Raw genomic sequence first — 21,309 nt, 5'->3', positions numbered from 1 at the left:
CCTCCTGACGAACCGCTGGTCTGCTCAAGTCTCCCGCGCTCCAGCCAGAGCGCGGGAGTTCACCCTGTCGCACAGCGCCGCGAGGTCGAGTGCGCCAGTCCGACGCCGGACACGTTCGTGCCGTCCAGGGCGCTGGACGCCTCTCGCAGCCACCTCATGGTGCGAGGGCCGGCGTCACCTCCTCGCGCCCGCAGGGCCTCGACGTCAGACATGGTGTCAAGGTCGAACCTCAGGGACGTGGCCGCCATCAGGGTGTGGTCGAGCACGCCCAGCCGCACATGTCGAGCCGCCGACGCACCCCCGAACGCCGCCTCGATGAGCGCCCCTGACCTGGACGCGAGGAGGGTCGATCCTGCGCCGGAGGCGTCACGGACGACGACGGTTCCGCGCGAGGGCACATCGGCGAGTGCGGCCTCGAGGTCCTGAGAAGTGAGCAGCGGGAGGTCGGCGACCACCATTGCCACGGCGCGGTAACCGCACGAGATGGCCGCGTCACGACCCGCGCTCAAGGCAGCGTTGAGACCCCTCTCGTACGGCTCCCGGACGAGGTTGACGCCGAGGTGGCGAATCCCGGCGCAACCGGCGGCGCTGCTTACGACGAAGCATGCCTGTGGCCCAACCGCGGCACAGACGGTCTCGACGGTGTCCATGGCCAGGGCGCGTGCGAGGTTCCTGCGGAGCCGAGGTGGCAGCCCCACGACTCGACTCTTCGCGTGGGCGAAGTCCTTGACGGGCACCACCACGGCCCACCCGTCCCTCTCGGCGCTCGGCCGTGCCGTACGCGTGGTCATCGGGTGCAGCTACTCGAGGGCGAGGTGAGCAGCGGCAGGTAGGTACGCACCGAACGGCTGGCCTGCTGCCGTTCCTCGGCGACCGGACCATACGTCGTGGTGCGCTGCCGGAAGGGGCGACCCAAGGACGTCGCGATGGCCTCGAGCTCATGGGGTGCCATGGACGACCCATGGCTCGAGCCCGCCATCCGGCTGATGGTCTCCTCCATCAGGGTGCCACCGAGGTCGTTGGCCCCACCGCACAGCATCGCGGCCGCTCCGTCCGCGCCCATCTTCACCCAGGATGTCTGCACATTCCCGATACGGGTGTGCAACATGATCCTGGCCAAGGCGTGCACGGCGATGTTGTCGCGGCGTGAAGGGCCCGGCCTGGCGATGCCCGCGAGGTAGATCGGTGACTGCTGGTGCACGAAGGGAAGCGGCACGAACTCGGTGAACCCGCCGGTCCTGTCCTGCACGTCCATGAGGACCCTTAGGTGGGTGACCCAGTGGGCCGGGGTGTCGACGTGCCCGTACATCATCGTGCTGGACGTGGGAAGGCCCACGTCGTGCGCCGTGGAGACAACGTCCACCCAGGTCGCTGTCGGCAGCTTGCCCTTGGTCAATAGCCAGCGGACCTCGTCATCGAGGATCTCGGCGGCGGTGCCGGGCAAGGAGTCGACGCCGGCGGATCGCAGCTCCATCAGGAACTCGCGAAGGCCCAGTCCGGTGCGGCTGACGCCGTTGACCACCTCCATCGGGCTGAAGGCGTGCAGGTGTATGCCGGGTGCGCGCCGCTTGATCTCGCGCGCCAGGTCGAAGTAGGCGCTGCCCGGCAGGCTGGGGTCGATGCCGCCCTGCATGCAGATCTCGGTCGCGCCGGCCTGCCAGGCCTGCTCGGCCCGTTGCCCCACCTCCTCCAGCGACAGGGTGAATGCGTCAGCGTCGCTCTTGCGCTGTGCGAAGGCACAGAAGCGGCACCCGGTGTAGCAGACGTTGGTGAAGTTGATGTTCCTCGTGACAACATAGGTGACCGTCTCACCTGTCGCCTCGCGTCGAAGACCGTCTGCGAGCCCGACCATCGTGCTGAGGCTCGAACCCTCGGCGTGGGCCAGAGCCAGGGCCTGGGCATCGTTGAGGCTCAATGGGTCTCGCTCGGCCCGTCGCAGGGCGTCCCAGACGTCGCCGGTGACCGAGGGCGCCGTGACGCCCACTGACTTGCTTGCGAGGTCGACCTCGGCCCAGTCGCCGAAGACGGCGTCGAAGTCGCTGCGCCGGCCCTCGCTTCGCCCCTCCGTGTCGATTGCCATGTGCAGGTCCACGCGCCCGCTGCTCCCCCACGCCTCATCCGGTTCCTGCCAGGGCAGGCCACACGGTACCCGGCCCTCGACAGCCAGTCCGTCGGCGCCCACGAGCGCCTGCAAATGGGGGACCACACGGGGGTCGAGCCATGGCGGTTCGTGGTACCCGGGGTGAGCGGTGAGCCGTTCGCGCAGGGTGAACCCGAGGACGGCGGTGCGGGCCGCGAGCTCCTCGACCTGCGGCCACGGACGCTCCGGGTTGACATGGTCCGGCGTCAGCGGGCTGACCCCACCCCAGTCGTCCACCCCGGCGTCGAGCAGCCGACGCAGTTCATCGGTGTCGGTAAGGTTGGGGGGAGTTTGGATACGTGCCGTCGGGCCCAGCACCAGACGGGTCGCGGCGATAGTGGCGACATAGTCGTCGAGGGTCGCGTCCGGAGCCGAGCGCATCGCGGTGTCTTCCTTGGCCCGGAAGTTCTGGACGATGATCTCCTGGAGGTGACCGTAGGTCCTCCCCAGGCGGCGCAGCGCGAAGATCGACTCGACACGGTCCTGGAGGCTCTCCCCGATGCCCACGAGGATGCCGGAGGTAAACGGGATGCTGAGGCGCCCGGCATCCTCGATGACTCGTAGCCGGACCTCGGGGTCCTTGTCCGGACTGCCGAAATGTGCCCCGCCGCGCCGCTTGAACAGCTCCGTGGACGTCGTCTCGAGCATCATGCCCATCGACAGAGCCACGGGCTTCAGCCGGTTCATCTCCTCCCAGCTCATCACGCCCGGGTTCAGGTGCGGCAGCAGCCCGGTCTCCTCGAGGACGCGCACGGCCATCGCCCGGACATAGCCGAGAGTGGAGTCGTAGCCGTGGGCGCCGAGCCACTCCCGTGCTTGAGGCCAACGATCCTCAGGGCGGTCGCCCAGCGTGAACAGCGCCTCCTTGCAGCCCAGAGCCGCACCTTGGGCTGCGATGGCCAGCACCTCGTCGGGGCCGAGGAAAGGTTCTTGTCCGGCCGCAGCCAACCGCCCTGGCGTCGTGGCGAAGGTGCAGTAGTGACAACGGTCCCGGCACAGCCGTGTCAGGGGGATGAAGACCTTGCGGGAGTATGTGATGACCCCCGGCCTGCCCGCCTGCGTCAGGCCGGCGTCGCGGACCCGTGCCGCGGCTGCGCAGAGCCTGGCGAGGTCGTCTCCGCGGGCGTGGAGCAGGCTGAGGACTTCCTGCTCGTTGAGCGTCACACCGTCGCTCGCCCGCCGCACTGCGCGGCGGACTGCCGAGTCCCGCTCACCGGTCCGGAGCTGCTCAGGCATCGAGAAGCTCCATGGCTGCGTGGTGGATGTCTTCCTCGCTGATGAGAACGTGCAGGGCCGCGTCGCCCAGCGGGATGAAGCTGTCCTCGCTGGCCACCCGCCGGATCGTCCCGGCGAAGCCCATGTCGACGAGCGCGGTGACGACCGCCTCCGAGACGCCCCCTGTCCTGCGCGTCTCGTCGACCACTAGCACCTTCCCGGTTGCGGTTGCTTCCCGCTCGATGTCCTCGACCGGCAGGGGCGCGAGCCAGCGCAGGTCAACCACTCTCACTCCGATTCCACTGTGCCGCAGACGTTCTGCCACTCTCAGGCTCATGAACAGTCCGTTCCCGAAGGTGACGATGGTCAGGTCGCGACCATCGCCGTGGGTGGCGGCACGACCGACCGGGACATGGGCGCCCGCCCAGTCCTCCGGCCCCGCGTACGGGGCCGTCCACCCGCCGTCGCCCTCCTCGTGCAGGTCCTTGGTGTGGTAGAGCGCGATGGGCTCGAGGAACACGCAGACCGTGCCGTCTACCCGTGCAGCGGCGACACACGTGCGCAATATCGCGGCCGCGTCCTCCGGGCGCGACGGTGACGCGATCACGATGCCGGGGATGTCGCGCAGCGCACCAACGGCGTTGTCGTTGTGGAAGTGGCCCCCGAAACCCTTCTGGTACGCGTAACCGGCGATCCGCAGGACCATGGGGTTGCGGTACTGACCCGAGGAAAAGAACTGAAGGGTCGCCGCCTCACCGCGCAGCTGGTCGGCGGCGTTGTGCAGATAGGCGAGGTACTGGATCTCGGGAATGGGAAGCAGGCCACTCAGCCCGGCGCCGAGTGCGAGCCCCAGCACAGTCTGCTCGTCGAGGATGGTGTCGAACACACGCGCAGTCCCCATCCGCTTGGCGATGCCACGCGTCACCCCGTACACGCCGCCCTTGACGGCAACGTCCTCCCCGAACAGCACGGCACCGGGGTCCGCCGCCATGACGTCGAGAAGCGCCCGGTTGATCGACTGTGCCAGTGTCAGGGCCGGTTCCGCCTCTGGCAGCTGCCTCCCGAAGGCTCGGCTTCTACGGGCCGGCGAGGCGGGCGCCACAGCGGTGCTCCGCACCGCATCAGGGGACCGCGGCGCCAGGGCGGACATCACCTGCTCACGCGTCTTGAGGCGGGGCCGCTGGATGCACTCCTGCGCCACCTCCCGCACCCGCTGTCGCTTGTCCTCGTACAAGCCGAGCACCTCCCGCGGGCTGCGGATGCCAGCCTCCACCAGAAGGAGCCCGGTGCGCAGCACGGGGTCGCGGGATGCCTCTGCGGCGATCTCTGCCGGGGTCCGGTAGGCGGCCTCGAGGTCCGATCCAGCGTGCCCCATGAGCCGGACGGTGCTCAGGTGCAGGAAGGCCGGCTTGCGGTGCTTGCGCACGAAGGCGACGGCGCTCCTTGCCGCGGCGAGCGCGCTCGGCAGGTCGCAACCGTCGCCGGCGAAGTACTCCAGACCCGGACGCCTGCCGTAGGCCTTGGCGATCCAGTTCAGTGGAGTGGGCACGCTGATGCCGATTCCGTTGTCCTCGCAGACGAACAGCAGCGGTACCGGCAGGCCCCTGGCCCCCACCTGGATCGCGGCGTTGACGGCCCCCGTGGCTGTGGAATGGTTCGCGGACGCGTCACCGAAGGAGCACACGACGACGGAGTCCGTCGGCCACGCCACGGCGACGCCGAGCTTGGCCGCACGAGGAAGTGAGAACGCGACACCGAGGGCCCGCGGCAGATGCGAGGCGATCGTCGACGTCTGGGGTATCACCGAGAGCTCGGGTCGGCCGAACACCTTGTGCCGACCGCCGGAGATGGGGTCGTCCACCGATGCCACCAGCCCGAGCAGCACGTCCCGCAGTCCATCGACCTCCGGGACCTGTCGTGCTCGCTCGAGGTAGAAGCCCCCCGAGCGATAGTGCAGCAGAGCGGGATCGGTGGGTCGCAGCGCCGCGGCCACCGCGGCGTTGCCCTCGTGCCCCGACGAGCCGATCGTGTAGAAACCCTCGCCCATTCCGCGGAGCCACCTGGCGGCGAGATCCAGGTGCCGGCTGCCGATCTGGGAGTCGAAGAGCCCGAGCAGCAGCTCCTCGGAGACGTCGGGGCTGATGTCGCGCGTGGAGCCGGGCAGGGTGGCATGCCGATCGACTTCCCCCAGCCGCGTGACGAACTGCGCGTCGATGAGTTCCTGACCCGCCGGGACGCTCACCGGAATGCCGCGAGTCCGGTGAGTGCCTGCCCGATCACGAGGGAGTGCATCTCGGAGGTGCCCTCGTAGGTGAGCACCGACTCGAGGTTGTTGGCATGGCGCATGAGGGGGTACTCCGAGCTGATCCCATTGGCGCCCAGGATGGTGCGGCATTCGCGCGCGATGGACAGGGACTCTCGGACATTGTTGAGCTTGCCGAGGCTCACCTGCTCCGGTGCGAGACCCTGGGTGTCCTTGAGCCGACCGAGGTGCAGCGCCAGAAGCAGGCCCTTGCCGTACTCCAGCGTCATGTCGGCGAGCTTCTGTTGGGTCAGCTGGAAGCCGGCGATGGGCCGGTCGAACTGCTCACGGCTGAGCGCGTAGTCGAGGGTGACCTCGAGGCAGTCCCGCGCTGCGCCGAGCGCCCCGAAGACGATGCCGAACCGGGCCTCAGACAAGCAGCCGAGCGGGCCGGACAGTCCGCGCGCACCCTCGAGGAGCGCTGACGACGGAAGCCGCACGCCGTCCAGGACGAGCTCAGCGGTCACCGAGGCGCGCAGCGACATCTTGCCCTTGATGGCCCGTGCCGAAAATCCCGGTGTGTCGGTGGGAACGACGAACCCGCGCACACCGTCGCTGGTCCGTGCCCAGATCACGGCGACATCGGCGATGGACCCGTTGGTGATCCACATCTTGGTGCCGTTGAGCACCCAGTCGGAGCCGTCGCCGGTGGCAACGGTGCGCATCCCCGCGGGGTTCGACCCGTGGTCGGGTTCGGTGAGTCCGAAACAGCCGATGGCCTCCCCCGTGGCCATGCGGGGCAGCCACTGCGTCTTCTGTTCCTCGCTCCCGTAGGCGTGGATCGCATACATGGCCAACGACCCCTGGACGCTCACGAGCGACCGGATGCCGGAGTCCCCGGCCTCGAGCTCCAGGCACGCGAGGCCGTAGGCCGTGGCCGACATTCCGGCGCAGCCGTATCCCTCGAGGTGCATGCCGAGGAGCCCGATCTCGCCGAGCTGGAGGGCCAGCTCCCGCGCGGGCAGCTCGCCCTCCTCGTACCACGTGGCCACATGAGGCCTGATGCGGTCGTCCACCACTTTGCGGACCGTGCGGCAGACGTCCAGCTCGTCTGCGGCGAGCAGGTGGTTGATGGCGAAGAGGGCGTCGGGGGACTGGCGCGCGGTGGCGGAGGGGCGGTTCATGTCAACTCCTGTGACGTCTGCGAAGAAGGGCTTGGGACCGGGGCGTGCTGGTGGGGCCGACGTGAGGAATCGGCCATCGGGTGGTTCAGGACCGAACGAAGACGGCGATGGCGCTGAGGCCCACGACCACCACGACGGCTCGCAGCATCCGCTGTGACAATGCCCGGCCCACCCTGGCGCCGATCAGCCCGCCGCAGGCGGAACCCGCGGCAATGAGGACGACCAGGCGCCAGTCGACCTGCTCGCGCGCCACCGCGAGGAAGACGACGGCGGCACAGGCGTTGACACAGGTCGCCAACGCGTTCTTGAGCGCGTTGATCCGGTGCAGGCTCTCGGGAAGCAGTCCACCGAGCACGCCGATCAGCAGGACGCCCTGCGCCCCGCCGAAGTAGCCACCGTACGTCCCAGCCAGGGCCACGCCGACCCGAGCGCCCAGCGGCGTGGAGGGGCGCGCGCCCTGCACGGCTCGGGACCGTCGCAGCGCCACCGACCGCTGGATGGCGGGCTGCATCACGACGAGACCGACGGAGAGGCCGAGCAGGATGGGCACGACGGTCCGGAACGTCTCCGGTGGCAGCACCAGCAGGAGCAGTGCACCGCTGAGCCCACCGAGCGCAGACATCGCGGCCAGTGCTGCCAGCCGACCGCGTTGATTCACCAAGTCCTTCCGGCAGCCCCACGTTCCGGCGAGACCACCGGGGACCATCCCGATGTTGTTCGAGACGTTCGCGAGCACGGGTGGGTAGCCCAGGGCGACCAACGTGGGAAACGTGATGAGCGACCCGGAGCCGACGACGGCGTTGATCGTCCCGCCGGCGAGGCCCGCAAGGAACAGCACTGCCCCTTCGAGGAGGCTCACGGTCGACGGCTTCGGGTCTGGTCGACCGTGACCCACGACCAACGGTCACGCGAGGACGACTCATCGGTGCAGGTGCGGCAGGACGTCACGGCCGAAGGTCTCGATCCACTCACGCTGGTTCCGTCCGACATTGTGAAGGTAGACCCGGTCGAAGCCGAGATCGAGGAACTTCTGGATGTACGCACGGTGCTCGTCGGGGTCGGACGAGATCACCATGCGCCCCCGGAAGTCCTCGGGCCGGACCAGCTTCGCCATCTCGGCGAAGTCGTGCGGTGACCGGATGTCAGCCTTCGGGAACTTCATGCCACCGTTGGGCCACTCGGTCATCGCGTTGACCAACGCCTCCTCGTCGGTCTCCGCCCAGGACATGTGCAGCTGCAGCACCTTGGGCATCGTGTCCGGGTCCTTGCCTGCCTCAGCAGCGCCCGCATCGAATCGCGCGAAGAGCCCCTCGATCTTCTCGAGCGGGGCGCCGACCGTGATGATGCCGTCGGCGAACTTTCCGGCCTTCTTCGCGTTGATCGGCCCTGCTGTGGCGACAAGGATCGGCGGGGGTTCCGCCGGCATGGTCCACAGCCGGGTGCTCTCCATGGTGAAGTACTCCCCCTTGAACTTCACGTCCCGCCTCTCGAGGGAGCCGGCGAACAAGGTGGAGATGAGCTCGATGGCTTCCCACATGCGCAGCGAGCGTTCCCCCGCCTCAGGCCAGTACCCCGGGACGACGTGCTCGTTGAGAGCCTCCCCGGTGCCGAGTCCCAACCAGGTGCGGCCGGGGTTCATCGCCTCGAGGGTGGCCGCCGCCTGGGCGACGATCGCGGGGTGGAAACGGAAGCTGGGACAGGTCACGCCAGGACCGAGGTCACCGTGGGTGCGCTCGCCCACGGCCCCGAGCACGTTCCAGACGAAGGCCGCCTGACCCTGCGCCGGAACCCAGGGCTGGAAGTGGTCGGCCGCCATACAGCCGGAGAACCCGTGCTGCTCGGCCAGCACCGTGAGCTCGACGCTCTCGCGAGGGTCGAACTGCTCCAGCATCGCGGCATACCCGATGGTCAACGGTCCGTTCATGGCGCTCCTTCAGGGGAGGGGTCCGCCGCGTCGAGGACGGCACGGACGATTCCTTGGTAGCCGGTGCACCGGCAGGCGTTGCCGGACAAGGCCTCCCGGACGCAGGTCTCGGTCAACGGCACGCGTGGGTCGCTGCCGTCGATCAGCTCGGTCGCCACGACAAGCATCCCGGGCGTGCAGAACCCGCACTGCAGTCCGTGGTGACGCGTGAACGCCTCCTTGAGGCGCGCGGTCGTGGCGCACGCCTCGAGGCCCTCGATGGTGGACACCTGTCGGCCCTCCACCTGCACAGCGAACATCAGGCAGGCCCGCACGCTGTCGCCGTCGACGAGCACGGTGCATGCGCCGCAGACCCCGTGCTCACATCCCAGGTGCGTGCCGGTCAGGCGAAGCTCGTCGCGCAGCAGGTCGGCCAAGGTCAGCCGGGGGGGCACGTGGACGGTCACAACGTTCCCGTTCACGGTCGTCGTGAGTCTGACGTGCTGGATCTGCGGGGCGTCGGTCTGCTCAACGGTCATGCTCCGCCTCATTTCTCGCGTGGTCCGAATGGTGGCCCGAGGCGCGTCGGGACGCTGCCGTGAGGACCTCGGTCAGCGCCCCGGCGCTCAGATGGCGTACGTGGTCGGGGTCGTCACCGGCGAGGTCGAGATCCCCCACCCAGTGCGCGGCGACCTTGCGCCACAGGTCCTCGGACGGCTGCTCACCGACGACGTCTTGGGCCGAGCCCACCAGCACGGGTCGGGCCGCGACGGCCATGAGCCCCGCGCGGAGGCCGGAGACCCTGCCATCCGATCCGAGGGTGACCAGGCAGCCGGCCCCGGCGTGCGCATAGTCGCCGTGCCGCGGTGCGTACTCCACGAAACCCCACCCCTGGCCGGGCGTGAGGGCGGGCACGCTGACCCACGTGAGCAGCTCGTCGGGCTCGAGGGTTGTTGTGAAGACCGACTCGAAGAAGTCCTCGGCAGCGATGGCTCGGGATCCCCGGGCCGCCGACTCGACATGCACGGTGGCGTCGTGCACGAGCATGGCCAAGGGAGGCTCGCCCGCCGGGTCGGCGTGGGCCAGCGACCCTCCGAGAGTCCCGCGGTTGCGGATGCTGACATGGCCGATGTGACCGGCAGCGGCAGCCACCAGCGGCAGCCGTTCTCGGATCAGCCGATGTGACTCGAGGGTCCGGTGCCGGACCCGGGCCCCGAGCACGACGCCGTCGACGTCGTCGAAGACCCGGTCGAGCTCGTCGAGGGACCCGATGTCCACCAGCCGGGAGGGCCGTGCCAGCCGCAGGTTCATCAGGGTCACCAGACTCTGGCCACCGGCGAGGACCTTGGTCTCGGTGTCCGGATGCGCCAGTGCCGAGAGCACCTCCGAGATGGTCTCGGCGCGCAGGTAGTCGAAGGCTGCCGGCTTCATGCCCGCTGCTCCTGGCGCAGGGCGGTCCGCAGCAGTGCTGGGCTGATCGGCGTCTCGGTGACCTGGACCCGGTCGCCGAGCGCGTGCTCGACCGCAGCGGCGACGGCAGCCGCGACCGCGATGGTCCCGCTCTCACCCGCGCCGCGCACCCCAAGCGGGTTGCCCGGTGTGTCGACACCCAGATGACGCACGCGGACCTCGGGGACGTCGCACGTGCTGGGGAGCAGGTAGTCCGCGAACGTGGTGGACTGCGGCTGGCCTTGCGGGGAGTAGCGGAACTCCTCCATCAGCGTCCCGCCGATTCCCTGCGCCACGCCGCCGATGACCTGCCCCTCGACGACCTGGGGGTTGATCTCGACGCCACCCTCGTGCGCCACGGCGTACGCGAGCACCCGCACTGCACCAGTGCGCCGATGGACCCCGACCACGGCTGCGTGGGCTCCCATCGTCCAGGTGACGGTCTGTGGCCGGAAGACCTCCGTGACGTCGAGCGGTCCGAGCTCCTCGTGCGCACCTCCGGGCGCGGCCGCACGGGCGACGTCATCCCAGCCCACCCCGCCGCTCCCGGGCTCGCCGATGTGGCTCCTGAAGATGCCGTCATTCAGTTCGACGGCGTGCACAGGCGCGCCCAGCAGTTCAGCGGCCCGCGCGGTGGCCAGGGTCCGCACCTCGTCGGCTGCCTTGCGGATGGCCGATCCGGCGAGCACCGCCGACCGGCTTGCGAACGTGCCGATGCCGTGCTCGACCAAGTCGGTGTCGGCCTGTCGCACCCTCACCCGGGCAAGATCGACCCGCAGGGCATCCGCCGCCACCTGGGCGAAGGCGGTCTCATGGGCCTGACCCGCCGAGGCTGCGCCGGAGGACACCTCGAACTGCCCGGTGCTCATAAGCCGGACTCGTCCGGTCTCATAGGGACCACGTCCCGTGGCCTCAAGGTAGCAGCCGACGCCGTGGCCGACCTGCAGATCGGGATGGTCGTCCTGGAGTGCCTCGATCTCCTCCACGGGCAGCAGCTCGAGAGCTGCCTCTAGGCACCCAGCGTAGTCACCCCCGTCGAAGACGACGTCGACGCCGTCTCGGTAGGGCAGCGGCCGGGGGTAGGGCAGGTCTTCCGCTGTGAGCAGGTTGCGTCGCCGGATCTCCGCACCCGACAGGCCCAGCCGACGTGCCGCGTCGTCGAGGCTGCGCTCCAGCGCGAAGCACGCTTCCGGGCGGCCGGCCCCGCGATACTGCGCCGTGATGGTCTTGTTGGTGAAGGCGGCCCGACCCGTGATCCTCGCGCGTGGGACCCGGTACGGACCCAAGGCATGGATCGCGGTGTTCGCGACGACGCCCGCGACCCAGAGCCCTCCCGCCCCGATGTCCACGGTGAAGTCATCCGCCCAGTGCACGATCTGTCCTTCGCCGTCCACGGCCAGGCGGGTCCGGTGGGTCTGGTCGCGACCCTGGGCAGCGGAGACCAGGTGTTCCTGGCGATCCTCGACCCACACGAGGTCGCGCCCCGTGCGGCGGGCCAGAGCAGCGATGACGATCTCTTCCGCATAGACGTTCGCCTTGGTGCCGAAGCCACCACCGACATCAGGGACCGCGACACGCACCTCCTCGGTCGCCCACCCGGTCGCCTCACAGATGCCCCGCCGGACCATGTGCGGGATCTGGGTGGACGTCCACACCGAGACGCGTCGTGCGTCCACCCGGGCGAGCACTCCACGACCTTCGAGGGGGACTGCTCCGTGCCGACCGATCCGATAGGTTCCCTCGACCGTCAGGTCCGCGGTCACGTCCGGAGTGAGACCGCCGAACTCGATGTGGATGCTGGCGGCCTCGTTGTCCCGCAGGTGTCGGTGGATCGGGGTGGCGTCCTCGCGAAGAGCCGCGTCCGCATCAAGGCATGGCGCCAGCGGACTGTAGGTGATGTCCACTGCCTCCATCGCGTCCTCGGCGGTGTACCTGTCGACAGCGATGAGCGCCACGAGGGGCTGGCCCACGTAGTGGACACGGTCCGTCGGCATGATGGCCAGGCGCTGCTCGGCCATGCGGAAAGCGGTGGCGTCGACGAAGGCGGGATGGGGCACGTGCAGTTCGGCGATGTGGTCGTTGACCAGGCCGAGGTCGGCACCGGTGTACACCCCGACCACTCCAGGCATGCCGACGGCCGCTGAGGTGTCGATCGTGTTGATCAGGGCGTGCGGGACCGCGGAGCGCACGAAGACGACCGACAGCGCACCAGCCGCGAGGTCGGCGAGGTAGCGGCCTCGGCCGCTCATGAGGCGTTCGTCTTCACGTCGCGCCACCGGCCGTCCGACGTAGGGCCCAACGCGGCTGCTTGCCTCTGCATCGGTGGACGTCAACGGATTCGCTTCTCCCAGCGCCACAGCATGATTGACACGGTGAAGGAGACGACGATGAGGAGCAGGATCGTCGCCACCATCTCGGCGTAGTCACCGTGACCGTAGCTCTGCAGGACGACGCGGCCGAGGCCTCTCCGTGTCGCGAAGAACTCGGACAGCACGACCCCTACGACGGCCAAGCTTGCGGCCAGGCGGATCCCTGTGAGCAGGGGACGTCGGATGGTGGGCAGGATGATGTGGAGCAGCATCTGCACCCGGGAGGCCTGCACGGAGCGACCCAGCTTCCAGTAGACCGCTGGCACCTCGCGGACCCCGGTGGCGACGTTGATCAGCACAGGAAAAAGGGCGAAGAGGATCCCCATCACGACCTTGGATCCGCTGAGCTGGAAGATGGGCAGCAGGATCGGGTACAGCACGATCTTTGGGACGCCGTTGAGGGCGATGACGAGGGGCTCGAAGATCAGCCGCGCCCATCGCGACAACCCGAGCACCAGACCCATGATGCCGCCGAGCACCGTCCCAACTGTGAAGGCACTGACGACCGCGACCGCAGTCGCCCGCACGTCGGTCAGGTATGCCGGGTCGCCCAGGTTCGCGACCAGCACCCTGAGCGTCTCCACCGGAGTGGGGATGACGAAGGTGAGGCCGCTGGCCACCTGCCAGACCACGAGCGCCACGAGGGCCAGGCCAGCGGAGCCCGCAATCTCCTTGACGTTTTCGTGTCCGCGCATAGCGCTGGCCGACCTCCTAGCCGCGAGGCTCATGACGTCCGCCCCTTGACGACGAGTCGTTCGAGCCCGGCCAGAAGCGCCGTGAGGAGCACCGAGAGCACGAGCACGACGAGGATGTACGCGAACATCCGGTCGTTGTCGAAGATCTCGTAGTAATACCGAATGCGGTACCCGAGACCAGCCTGTGCGGTCACGAACTCCATGGCGATGCTTCCGATCAGGGCGTAGACGACCCCCAGCCTCAAACCCGCCACGATGAAGGGGGCGGCTGCCGGCAACGCGATCGAGAAAAGCATCTGGTGTGGCTTGCATTGGAGCGAGCGGGAGAGCTTGAGGTACACGGGTCGTATGCCGTTGAGTCCGACAGTCGTGTTCAGCGCCACGGGGATGGTGGCCATGATCGTCGCGAGGATGACCACCGAGCTCGCGTTGATACCCACGACCACGATCGCCAGGGGATAGAAGAGAACCATCGGCACGGCATAGAACGACACCAGGTAGGGCTCGAAGATTCGACCGAGCGTCGGCAGCTTCCAGAAGAGCAGGCCTGACAGCAGTCCGGCGGTGGAGCCGAACAGGATAGCCAGCCCGATCTCCAGCCCGCTGCGCGTGAGGTCAGACCAGAACTGAGGGTCGTCCATGAGCCCTGCGACCCCGGAGAGCATGGTCGACGTAGCGGGGAGGGTGCTGGCGCGCCACCAGCCACTGCGCGCCCCCACCTCCGCGACGACGGCCATCACGACGAGCAACCCGGCTGTGGCCCCGGCGCTGATCAGGGGGTCGCTCAGGCGCCACCGACGAGGCAGCTGGACCGGCCTGTCGGACTCCGTGTCCGGTCGCTCGATGGACACGTCGTCGCCCGTCCCCGGCTCGACATCTCCGCCCATGACTGAGGTCATCACGTGCGGGTCTCCTGCTGTCGGAACCCGCGCTTGGACTCCTCCTGCAACGAGGACCACACCCGGTTGTGCAGCTGGTTGAAAGCCGGGCTGGAGACGATGGAGGCATCCCGGTGTTCAGGCAGGTCGACGTCGATGACGTCGATGATGCGGCCCGGGCGGTAGGACATCACCCACACCTGCTGGGACAGCAGGATCGCCTCGGAGATGTCGTGCGTGACGAACAGAACGGTCTGCTGGCTGCGCTGCCAGATGTCGCGGACCTCGGCACCGAGGAAAATCCGGGTCTGCTGGTCCAACGCCGCGAAGGGTTCGTCCATCAGCACCACCCCCGGCTCGAGCGCGAGCGTCCTCGCCAAGGCGACACGCTGGCGCATTCCCCCGGAGAGCATCGAGGGGTATGACTTCTCGAAGCCCTTGAGGCCGACCAGGTCGATGGCCCAGTTGGCCCGTTCGACCTGCTCGCCCTTGTCGACGCCGGCGATCTGCAGTGCGAACTGGACGTTCTCCTGCACCGTTCGCCACGGCAGGGTCGACTCCTCCTGAAAGACCACGCCGATCCCGCGACCAGGCCGGGTGACGGCCTTGCCGCCGACCGCGACCTGACCGCTCGTGGCACGCGTCAGGCCGGAGATGACGGCGAGCAGCGTGGACTTTCCGCAGCCGCTGGGGCCGACCAGGGAGACAAAGCCCCCGGACGGAACTTGCTGCGTCACGCCGTTGACTGCCACCACCTTGCCGGAGGGGGTGTCGAACTCAACCCTGATGTCGTCAAGCTGGATCGTGGACATGTTTTGCTCCTGGTGTACGGGTCCGTGGGGCCGCCGGAGCGGCCCCACGGCTCGAGGTCCGGCTAGAAGGTGGCCCGGTCCGACTCGGACAGGTACTGCTGGTCCAGGGTCTTTGACCAGTCGACCGGGTCCGTCAGTTGCCCGGCATCGACCATCAGGCTCGAGAGGTTCTCCAGGGCCTTGGCGTCAACCTTGAGCGAGTACGCCTTCTCGAGGTCCGGGGTGTCCGCCAAAGCCTTGGCCACGATCGCCTCGTCCACCTTGACGATCGGGGCGATGTCCTTCGCGGCGGCGGCTGAGTCCTGCACGACGTAGTCCATAAGGCGCTGCGAAACCTTGAAGAACTTCCGAAGATTCTCAGGGTTCGCCTTGGCGTAGTCGGAGTTCACGGCTACCAGGTCAGCGGGCACGTCCCCCAGGTGCTCCCGTGCCGAGACCAGCACCTCGGCACCCTCCTCCTCCTGCTTTTGCGTGAGGAAGGGATGCATTGCCCACCCCGCGGTCACCTCGCCGGCCTTGGCTGCGGTCCAGTTGTCGCCCATCCCGCCGACTGCCTGGCTCTTGACGCCTAGCTTCTTCTCCAGGCCCTTGACTAGAAGCTCCGTCGACGACCCCGCAGACGAGAAACCGAGCGTGGCCTTGTCCAGTGGCTGGCTCTTGCCTTTTGGTGCGATCCAGTAGAAGTCGTTCACCTGGAACCAAGGCGCCACAACGGTCAGGTTCGAAGACGGCTGCTTCGCGGCCAGCAGGACCGAGCTGTTCCCGGCGATGGCCATGTCGGCATCGCCGCTGGTCACCACGCGCAGGGTGTTGCCACCGCCACCGCCCGAGAACATGGACACGTCGAGGCCCTCCTCCTTGAACCAGCCCTTGTCGACACCCACCTGGAGGATGGCCATGAACGGCAGGCTGTCGACGCCTGTGGCCGAGATGCTGAGCTTGGTGGTGGCGCTCTCGCCACCGGAGTCGGTCTCCCCCTCGGCGGTGCCACCGCACGCGGACAGGGCCAGGATCGTGGCAGCGCCGGCGGCGACGGCCGCCGTGGAGCGGAACGAGCGGAACGAGTTCAGTGTCATGAGATCTCCTTGTGGGCGGCGCGGTGCACGAAGTGTGCTCGGGTACGTCGGGTTCCGACCTCAATGGCGACAGCCACGCTGATGAAACCGAGAGCGGTTAGGTAGTGGTCCAAGGTGCTGGCGGGACGTTCTGGTCGTGCAAAACCGTGGGCTCGCACGTTGGGGTCGCCCGCCACCGAGGTCGCGGGCGGCGTGGTGGTGGGCGGTGGTGCGGTCACCCCGTCCTGCGCCGTGAGATCGCGTCGCAGGGTGGGCGGCGCACCCGGGACGGAGCTGCCGGGTGCGGGGTGCTGGGGCTGCCTCTCCATGGGTGTCAGACCCTTGTGGCGATGTCGGCGAAGGCACGGATGGTGCCCTCTTTGCTTTGGCCAGGCCGCACGAACGGCACGATCGAGACCTGGTCGATGCCCAGGTGGCTGATCTCGGCCAGCCGCTTCTCGCACTCCTCCGGGGTGCCGGCCAGAGCGAAGAGGTCCACGAGCTCGTCCGGGACGAGCTCGGCGTGAGACGCCTCGGTGTCCATGTGGTGGTAGTAGTCATAGGTCTCTCGGATGCGGTCGACCGCCGCCTGCAGGTGCGGGGCGACCGGCGCAGGAAGCGGTCGGATCACGACTCTGCTCACGTGGGCGCGGACCAGGTCTCGGGCCTCGGTGCTGTCGTCCTGGATCGCCGTCGGCGTCCACAGCACGATGCGCAGGTCGTCCAGCGTCCGACCGCTCTGCTTGGCTCCGGCCTCGATACGCTCCAGGGCGGCCTCGATGAAGTGCGGGGCCGTGCCAACGAGCACGATGACTCCGTCCGCGATGCGTCCCGACATCTGCAGGATCTTGGGTGCGGAGGCCGCGATGTAGATGGGGACCTCGACCGGACCCTGCAGGTAGCCCAGGTGGTACTTGGCCCCGCTGGTCGGTTCGGTGACCTCCTCGCCGCGGAACAGCGCCCTTAGCTCCTCGATGGCCTCCTCCAGCTCTGCGAGCTTGAGCGGCTTGAGCCCCATCGTGCGCAGGGACGAGTCGCCGGTGCCGATGCCGAGGATGGCCCGGCCCCCCGTGAACTCGGCCAGGGTGGCCCACGAGGATGCGAGCAACGACCGGTGCCTCGTCACGGCGTTGGTGACACCGGTACCGAAGACGATGCGCTCGGTTCCCACCGCCGCCGCACCCATCACGACGCTGGACTCGCGCCAGATGTTCTGGGAGTCGCCGAACCAGACGTTGTCGTAGCCCAAGGACTCGCAGAGGGCCACATACTCCCGCAGGGCACCGACGGGCTCGGTGGGAAAGAGCCCGATTCCTTTGCTGAGCACATCTACCTCCGGAGGCGTGGTGGTCGACCTTGACCACCCATACTGTGTCTTGTATCTCGTATACAATCAACCCTTGAGCCACTATTTCTTTCGATCGACCCGCGGAGGTCCAGATGGAACTCGTCAACGAATTCACCGTCCCGACCGGGGCAGACGAAGCTTTCACGATCCTGTCGGACCTCGAACGCATCGCCTCCTGCCTGCCCGGCGCCACCCTCGAGGGGCGGAACGGGGAGAGCTACCACGGCCAGTTGGGCGTGCGGATCGGCCCCGTGAAGCTCGTCATGGCGAGCTCCGGCACGGTCGTCGAGCGGGACGCCTCGAAGCGTCGGTTCGTCGTGCGCGGGACAGCGCGTGAGAGGTCGGGCCAGGGCGGGGCGCAGGCTGTAATCACCATGACGGTGGACGACATCGAGTCCGGTTCGATCGCCGCTGCGGCCGCCACCGTGAGAGTGGTCACCGACCTCGAGCTCTCTGGTCGTGTGGCCCAGTTCGGTGGGGCCGCCATCACGCAGGTGAACCGACGAATCATGGACCAGTTCGTCAAGCGGCTCGACGACTTGATCCGGGCCGAGCACCCAGGCCTGGCGAAGACGGCAGGGCTCTCAGCGGCGTCGGTCACGGTCGATGGGGCGGAGCCATCAGCCCCGCCTCTCCTCGAACGTTGGGGGAAGCTCGCCCCTCTGGTTGCCACGGTCGCAGCCGGCACCCTGCTCGGCGTGGCGATCACCCGTGCCATCCGGTCAGTCGGCGCAGGCGAGCACCGCTTCTAGCTCGACCGGGGCACCCCCGGGCAGGGACGCGACACCGACAGCCGTCCTCGCGTGATCGCCCACCTCCGGGCCGAGCACCTCGCGCAGCAGAGAACTCGCGGCGTCGGCAACCGCGGGATGGTCGGCGAAGTCGGGCGTGGACCGAACGTAGACCCGCATGTGGAGGACGCCCCCGACGTCCCCGAGCCCGGCGTCGAGCTCGCGTGAGCCGTCCACGGCAGCCAAGAGGTTCAGGGCTGCTCGGCGCGCGTCGTCCTTCGCCTCGGCGAGAGTGACATCCGCTCCGACCACGCCGGAGACGTGCAGGCCCGCAGGCCCCCTACCGGTGTGACCGGACACCCAGAGCAGGCCGGCGTGGCGCCGGACCGAGAGGTACAGGCCCTTGCTCACCAGCGGGTCACGCAGTTGCAAGCCCAGTCGCTCCAACCGCTCTCGGGCGTCCCGCCGTCTGCCTTCCGCGGACTGGCTGCTCATCCCTGCGCGGCCTCGGCCATGGCCCGCAGGTCCTGCACCGCATGGCTGCGGTGTATCTCGAGGAGGCCGACGACCGCCTCTGCGTCCCGGGACACGCATGCTTCGAAGATCTGGGAGTGCTCAGCATTGACGGTCTCGCGGTTGAGCGGCTTGACGAAGTACAGCGAGCGATAGGGGTCCGTGGTGTCCCAGAGCTGACGGATCATGCGAACCGCCCGCGTCAGGCCGCTGGCATCGAAGACCACGAAGTGAAAGATCCGGTTCTGGACACCCACGCCGATCATGTCCTCACGATCGGCTGCGGAGTCCATAGCTTGCATGGCGGCCTGCATCTTTGCCACGTGGCGGTCGTCGATCTTGGGGACTCCCACCCTGGCCACGTACGACTCGAGCACGTCGCGCAGGTCGTAGACCTCCAGCAGCTCGGCGACCTCGAGCTTGGCAACCTTGTAGCCGTGGTGGGGGGCATAAGTGATGTGGCCCTCACCCTCGAGGATTTTGAGGGCCTCCCGCACCGGGACTCGGCTAACTCCGAAACGTTCGGCCAGGGCGTCCTGCACGATCGCGCTGCCGGGAGGAATCTCGCCGCGCACGATGAGGGCCCGCAGTTCGGCAAGGACAGCCTGCTGCGCGGTCTGCGGTCGAAGGAAGCGAGTCTCTGCCGACGGCACACCCGAGGCACTCGCCGTCACGGCTGCCCCCTCAGCCGTTCGGAGGTCGGGCCGCTGCGCGTCTGCATCCCCACGGATCCCTTCATCACTAGAGCCCTTTCCGCAGCGTGGCTGCGCGGTGTCAGGCGGACCCATGATGCCCCTCGAACGAGCTGCTCGCGGACCATCAAGTGTCGCTGCACGAGAACCGCCATATTGGATACGATATAAAGAACGTCCATCCACCGCAACCGTCAGGGGCCCATCGTGACGACCACGCTCATCACCGACATCGACATGCTCGTCACCGGACGGGCCGACGGAAGCGTGTTCCGCGACACCCAGCTGGTCATCGAGGACGGGCTCGTCGCCGCCATCGGCGAAGATCTTGCCGCACCGGACCGGGTCATTTCCGCTGGAGGCCTAAGCATGATGCCGGGCCTGGTCGACGGACATGTGCACCCGACGTTCGGGGAATGGACGCCCGCTCAGAACTCCATTGGGTGGATGCACAACTACCTGCACGGCGGGACGACGAGCATGGTATCGGCCGGCGAGCTGCACCTGCCGGGCTTGGCCGTCGACGCCTTGAACCCCGAGCTGGTCGTCAGCCTGGCGGTCGTCTCGCTCGGAACCACCGGTCGCGTCCGCGCCTCGGGGGTCAAGACGACCGCGGGCACCGTGCTGCTCACGACTGGCATGACCCAGAGCCACTTCGATCGCCTGGCCGAGGCGGGCGCGAGCCAAGCCAAGTTCATCTTCTACGACTGGAGCCACCTCGACTCGGGCGAACCCATGAATTACCTCGACTGGGCCCATGAGCGCGGAATCGTCGTCAAGATGCACTCTGGTGGTGTGTCACGATCCGGCGCGAGTCGCGTCGCAGGATACGACCTCGTGTCAGCGGTGAAGCCCGACGTGGTGGCCCACATCTCGGGGGGCCCCATCCCCATGCCGGACGACGAGATCCGCCATACCATTGACGATTTGACCGGTTACATCGAAGTATGTAGCTCGATGAACTACCGCGCCACGCAGGTGGCCGTCGACCAGCTCACCCTGCGTGGGGAACTGCACCGCCTCACCCTCGGGACCGACACACCCGGGGGGACCGGCGTCATCCCTCGGGGAATGCTTCGAAACATCCTGTACCTGTCCTCCGTGTGCGGGATGGACCCGGCGGTGGCCGTGGCGGCTGGGACGGGCAACACCGCCCGCGCGCACGGACTGGACGTGGGCGTCATCGAAGTAGGAAGGCCCGCCGACCTCCTCGTTTTGGGGCCGATCACCGGGTCCCAGGCCGACACCGTCCTCGACTGCTTCGCGCTGGGGGACCTGCCCGGCATCGCGGCGATTATGGTTGACGGCGAACCACTCGTCCTGGGGCGCAGCGAGCAAACGCCACCACCTCGCCGCCACGTCACCTGGGCGTGACCCATGAGCGCGTCCCTGCGACGGGACGAGGCCACCCCGAGGATGGGCGACCTCAGTGGGCGGAATGGGCGCTGGTGCGGCAATGGGTCGCAGGGGCGTTCCGCAGCGTCAGGTCGTTGGGGGACGTGGGTAGCGGGCGCTCAACCCTTAGGCCATTGCTCAGTTGCTCAGTTGCTACAAGCGTCCGACTAACAAATCGGAAGGTCGACGGTTCGGCTCCAGCTCCACACCGAGATCCTGCAGCTCGATGCGATGATCCGGACCCTCGTGCGGCGCACCGCGCCCGCTCTCTTGGCCCGCCCGGGCATCGGGATCCACAGCGCCGCTCAACTGCTCATGACCGCCGGCGGGAACCCCGAACGACTCCGCAACGACGCCGCATTCGCCGCCCTTTGCGGAGTCAGCCCCGTCCAGGCCAGCAGCGGTCAGACCCACCGGCACCGACTCAGCCGCGGCGGCGACCGAGCAGCGAACAACGCCCTATGGACCATCGCCAACAACCGGATGATCCACGACACCAGAACCCGCGAATTCGCCGCACGCCGCAAGACCACCGGCGACAGCCGCAACGACACCCTGCGGGTCCTCAAGCGCTACATCGCCCGAGAAACCTTCGGCCTGATCCGAGACGCTCTACGCCACGAAAACGCCCTCGACACAGCCGCTTGACATAGGGGCCTCAACGCCATGGCCGAATCGATCATCGGCC

At 68.2% G+C, this 21,309-nt stretch carries 18 protein-coding genes and 1 pseudogene; 3 read left to right on the top strand and 16 right to left on the bottom strand.

Features of this window, described 5'->3' with window-relative positions:
• Positions 1-59 precede the first annotated feature (59 nt).
• The 14 genes from cofC to N801_RS07660 form a co-directional block, all read right to left on the bottom strand.
• On the bottom strand, positions 60-791 hold the full coding sequence (cofC, locus tag N801_RS07725) for a 2-phospho-L-lactate guanylyltransferase (protein WP_052112746.1): 732 nt from the start codon (positions 789-791) through the stop codon (positions 60-62).
• Positions 788-3,376 (bottom strand): bifunctional FO biosynthesis protein CofGH, encoded by a 2,589-nt coding sequence (locus N801_RS07720; protein ID WP_035935833.1) that lies wholly within the window; start codon positions 3,374-3,376, stop codon positions 788-790. Before N801_RS07720 ends, cofC begins: the two co-directional genes overlap by 4 nt.
• A complete protein-coding gene (locus N801_RS07715; RefSeq protein ID WP_245618292.1) occupies positions 3,369-5,597 on the bottom strand; it encodes a thiamine pyrophosphate-dependent enzyme in 2,229 nt (742 codons plus the stop codon). The genes N801_RS07720 and N801_RS07715 overlap by 8 nt, the downstream gene beginning before the upstream one ends.
• Positions 5,594-6,781: an acyl-CoA dehydrogenase family protein gene (locus N801_RS07710; RefSeq protein WP_035935831.1), complete on the bottom strand. Its 1,188-nt coding sequence runs from the start codon at positions 6,779-6,781 to the stop codon at positions 5,594-5,596. Before N801_RS07710 ends, N801_RS07715 begins: the two co-directional genes overlap by 4 nt.
• An 85-nt stretch (positions 6,782-6,866) precedes the next feature.
• On the bottom strand, positions 6,867-7,640 hold the full coding sequence (locus tag N801_RS07705; RefSeq protein ID WP_035935955.1) for a sulfite exporter TauE/SafE family protein: 774 nt from the start codon (positions 7,638-7,640) through the stop codon (positions 6,867-6,869).
• Positions 7,641-7,700: 60 nt separating this feature from the next.
• Positions 7,701-8,705: a TIGR03557 family F420-dependent LLM class oxidoreductase gene (locus tag N801_RS07700; RefSeq protein WP_035935830.1), complete on the bottom strand. Its 1,005-nt coding sequence runs from the start codon at positions 8,703-8,705 to the stop codon at positions 7,701-7,703.
• On the bottom strand, positions 8,702-9,223 hold the full coding sequence (locus tag N801_RS07695; RefSeq protein ID WP_052112745.1) for a (2Fe-2S)-binding protein: 522 nt from the start codon (positions 9,221-9,223) through the stop codon (positions 8,702-8,704). Before N801_RS07695 ends, N801_RS07700 begins: the two co-directional genes overlap by 4 nt.
• A complete protein-coding gene (locus tag N801_RS07690) occupies positions 9,213-10,115 on the bottom strand; it encodes an FAD binding domain-containing protein (RefSeq protein WP_035935829.1) in 903 nt (300 codons plus the stop codon). The genes N801_RS07695 and N801_RS07690 overlap by 11 nt, the downstream gene beginning before the upstream one ends.
• The gene (locus N801_RS07685) at positions 10,112-12,382 is read right to left on the bottom strand and encodes a xanthine dehydrogenase family protein molybdopterin-binding subunit (protein WP_084108481.1); all 2,271 of its coding nucleotides are present in this window, start codon (positions 12,380-12,382) and stop codon (positions 10,112-10,114) included. Before N801_RS07685 ends, N801_RS07690 begins: the two co-directional genes overlap by 4 nt.
• 80 nt (positions 12,383-12,462) lie before the next feature.
• Positions 12,463-13,197: an ABC transporter permease gene (locus tag N801_RS07680; protein WP_084108479.1), complete on the bottom strand. Its 735-nt coding sequence runs from the start codon at positions 13,195-13,197 to the stop codon at positions 12,463-12,465.
• Positions 13,198-13,226: 29 nt separating this feature from the next.
• Positions 13,227-14,096, bottom strand: coding sequence for an ABC transporter permease (locus N801_RS07675; protein WP_245618304.1), 870 nt, complete (start codon positions 14,094-14,096; stop codon positions 13,227-13,229).
• Positions 14,096-14,887, bottom strand: coding sequence for an ABC transporter ATP-binding protein (locus N801_RS07670; protein WP_035935823.1), 792 nt, complete (start codon positions 14,885-14,887; stop codon positions 14,096-14,098). Before N801_RS07670 ends, N801_RS07675 begins: the two co-directional genes overlap by 1 nt.
• 62 nt (positions 14,888-14,949) lie before the next feature.
• Positions 14,950-15,963: an ABC transporter substrate-binding protein gene (locus N801_RS07665; protein WP_052112744.1), complete on the bottom strand. Its 1,014-nt coding sequence runs from the start codon at positions 15,961-15,963 to the stop codon at positions 14,950-14,952.
• Between the two features lie 313 nt (positions 15,964-16,276).
• Complete coding sequence (locus N801_RS07660) at positions 16,277-17,269, bottom strand: LLM class flavin-dependent oxidoreductase (RefSeq protein WP_035935820.1); 993 nt, start codon at positions 17,267-17,269, stop codon at positions 16,277-16,279.
• A gap of 113 nt (positions 17,270-17,382) precedes the next feature.
• On the opposite strand from N801_RS07660, the gene N801_RS07655 reads away from it, so the two are divergent.
• Positions 17,383-18,042 carry an SRPBCC family protein gene (locus tag N801_RS07655; RefSeq protein ID WP_035935816.1) on the top strand — a complete coding sequence of 220 codons (660 nt, stop codon included), beginning with the start codon at positions 17,383-17,385 and terminating at the stop codon, positions 18,040-18,042.
• Here N801_RS07655 and N801_RS07650 read toward each other — a convergent pair.
• Positions 18,013-18,453, bottom strand: coding sequence for a RidA family protein (locus tag N801_RS07650; protein ID WP_211254687.1), 441 nt, complete (start codon positions 18,451-18,453; stop codon positions 18,013-18,015). The genes N801_RS07655 and N801_RS07650 overlap by 30 nt on opposite strands.
• A 59-nt stretch (positions 18,454-18,512) precedes the next feature.
• Positions 18,513-19,208 carry a GntR family transcriptional regulator gene (locus tag N801_RS07645; RefSeq protein ID WP_052112742.1) on the bottom strand — a complete coding sequence of 232 codons (696 nt, stop codon included), beginning with the start codon at positions 19,206-19,208 and terminating at the stop codon, positions 18,513-18,515.
• A gap of 225 nt (positions 19,209-19,433) precedes the next feature.
• Here N801_RS07645 and N801_RS07640 point away from each other — a divergent pair, with 225 nt between their 5' ends.
• Positions 19,434-20,600: an amidohydrolase family protein gene (locus tag N801_RS07640; RefSeq protein ID WP_035935810.1), complete on the top strand. Its 1,167-nt coding sequence runs from the start codon at positions 19,434-19,436 to the stop codon at positions 20,598-20,600.
• Positions 20,601-20,816: 216 nt separating this feature from the next.
• Positions 20,817-21,269: pseudogene (locus tag N801_RS07635) on the top strand (transposase); the annotation flags it as partial.
• Between the last annotated feature and the right edge of the window lie 40 nt (positions 21,270-21,309).

The sequence above is a fragment of the Knoellia aerolata DSM 18566 genome, assembly GCF_000768695.1.
GTDB classification, from domain to species: Bacteria; Actinomycetota; Actinomycetes; order Actinomycetales; family Dermatophilaceae; genus Knoellia; species Knoellia aerolata.
Note: the sequence above shows the minus strand (reverse complement) of the source record. Positions and strands in the feature narration are given on the sequence as shown.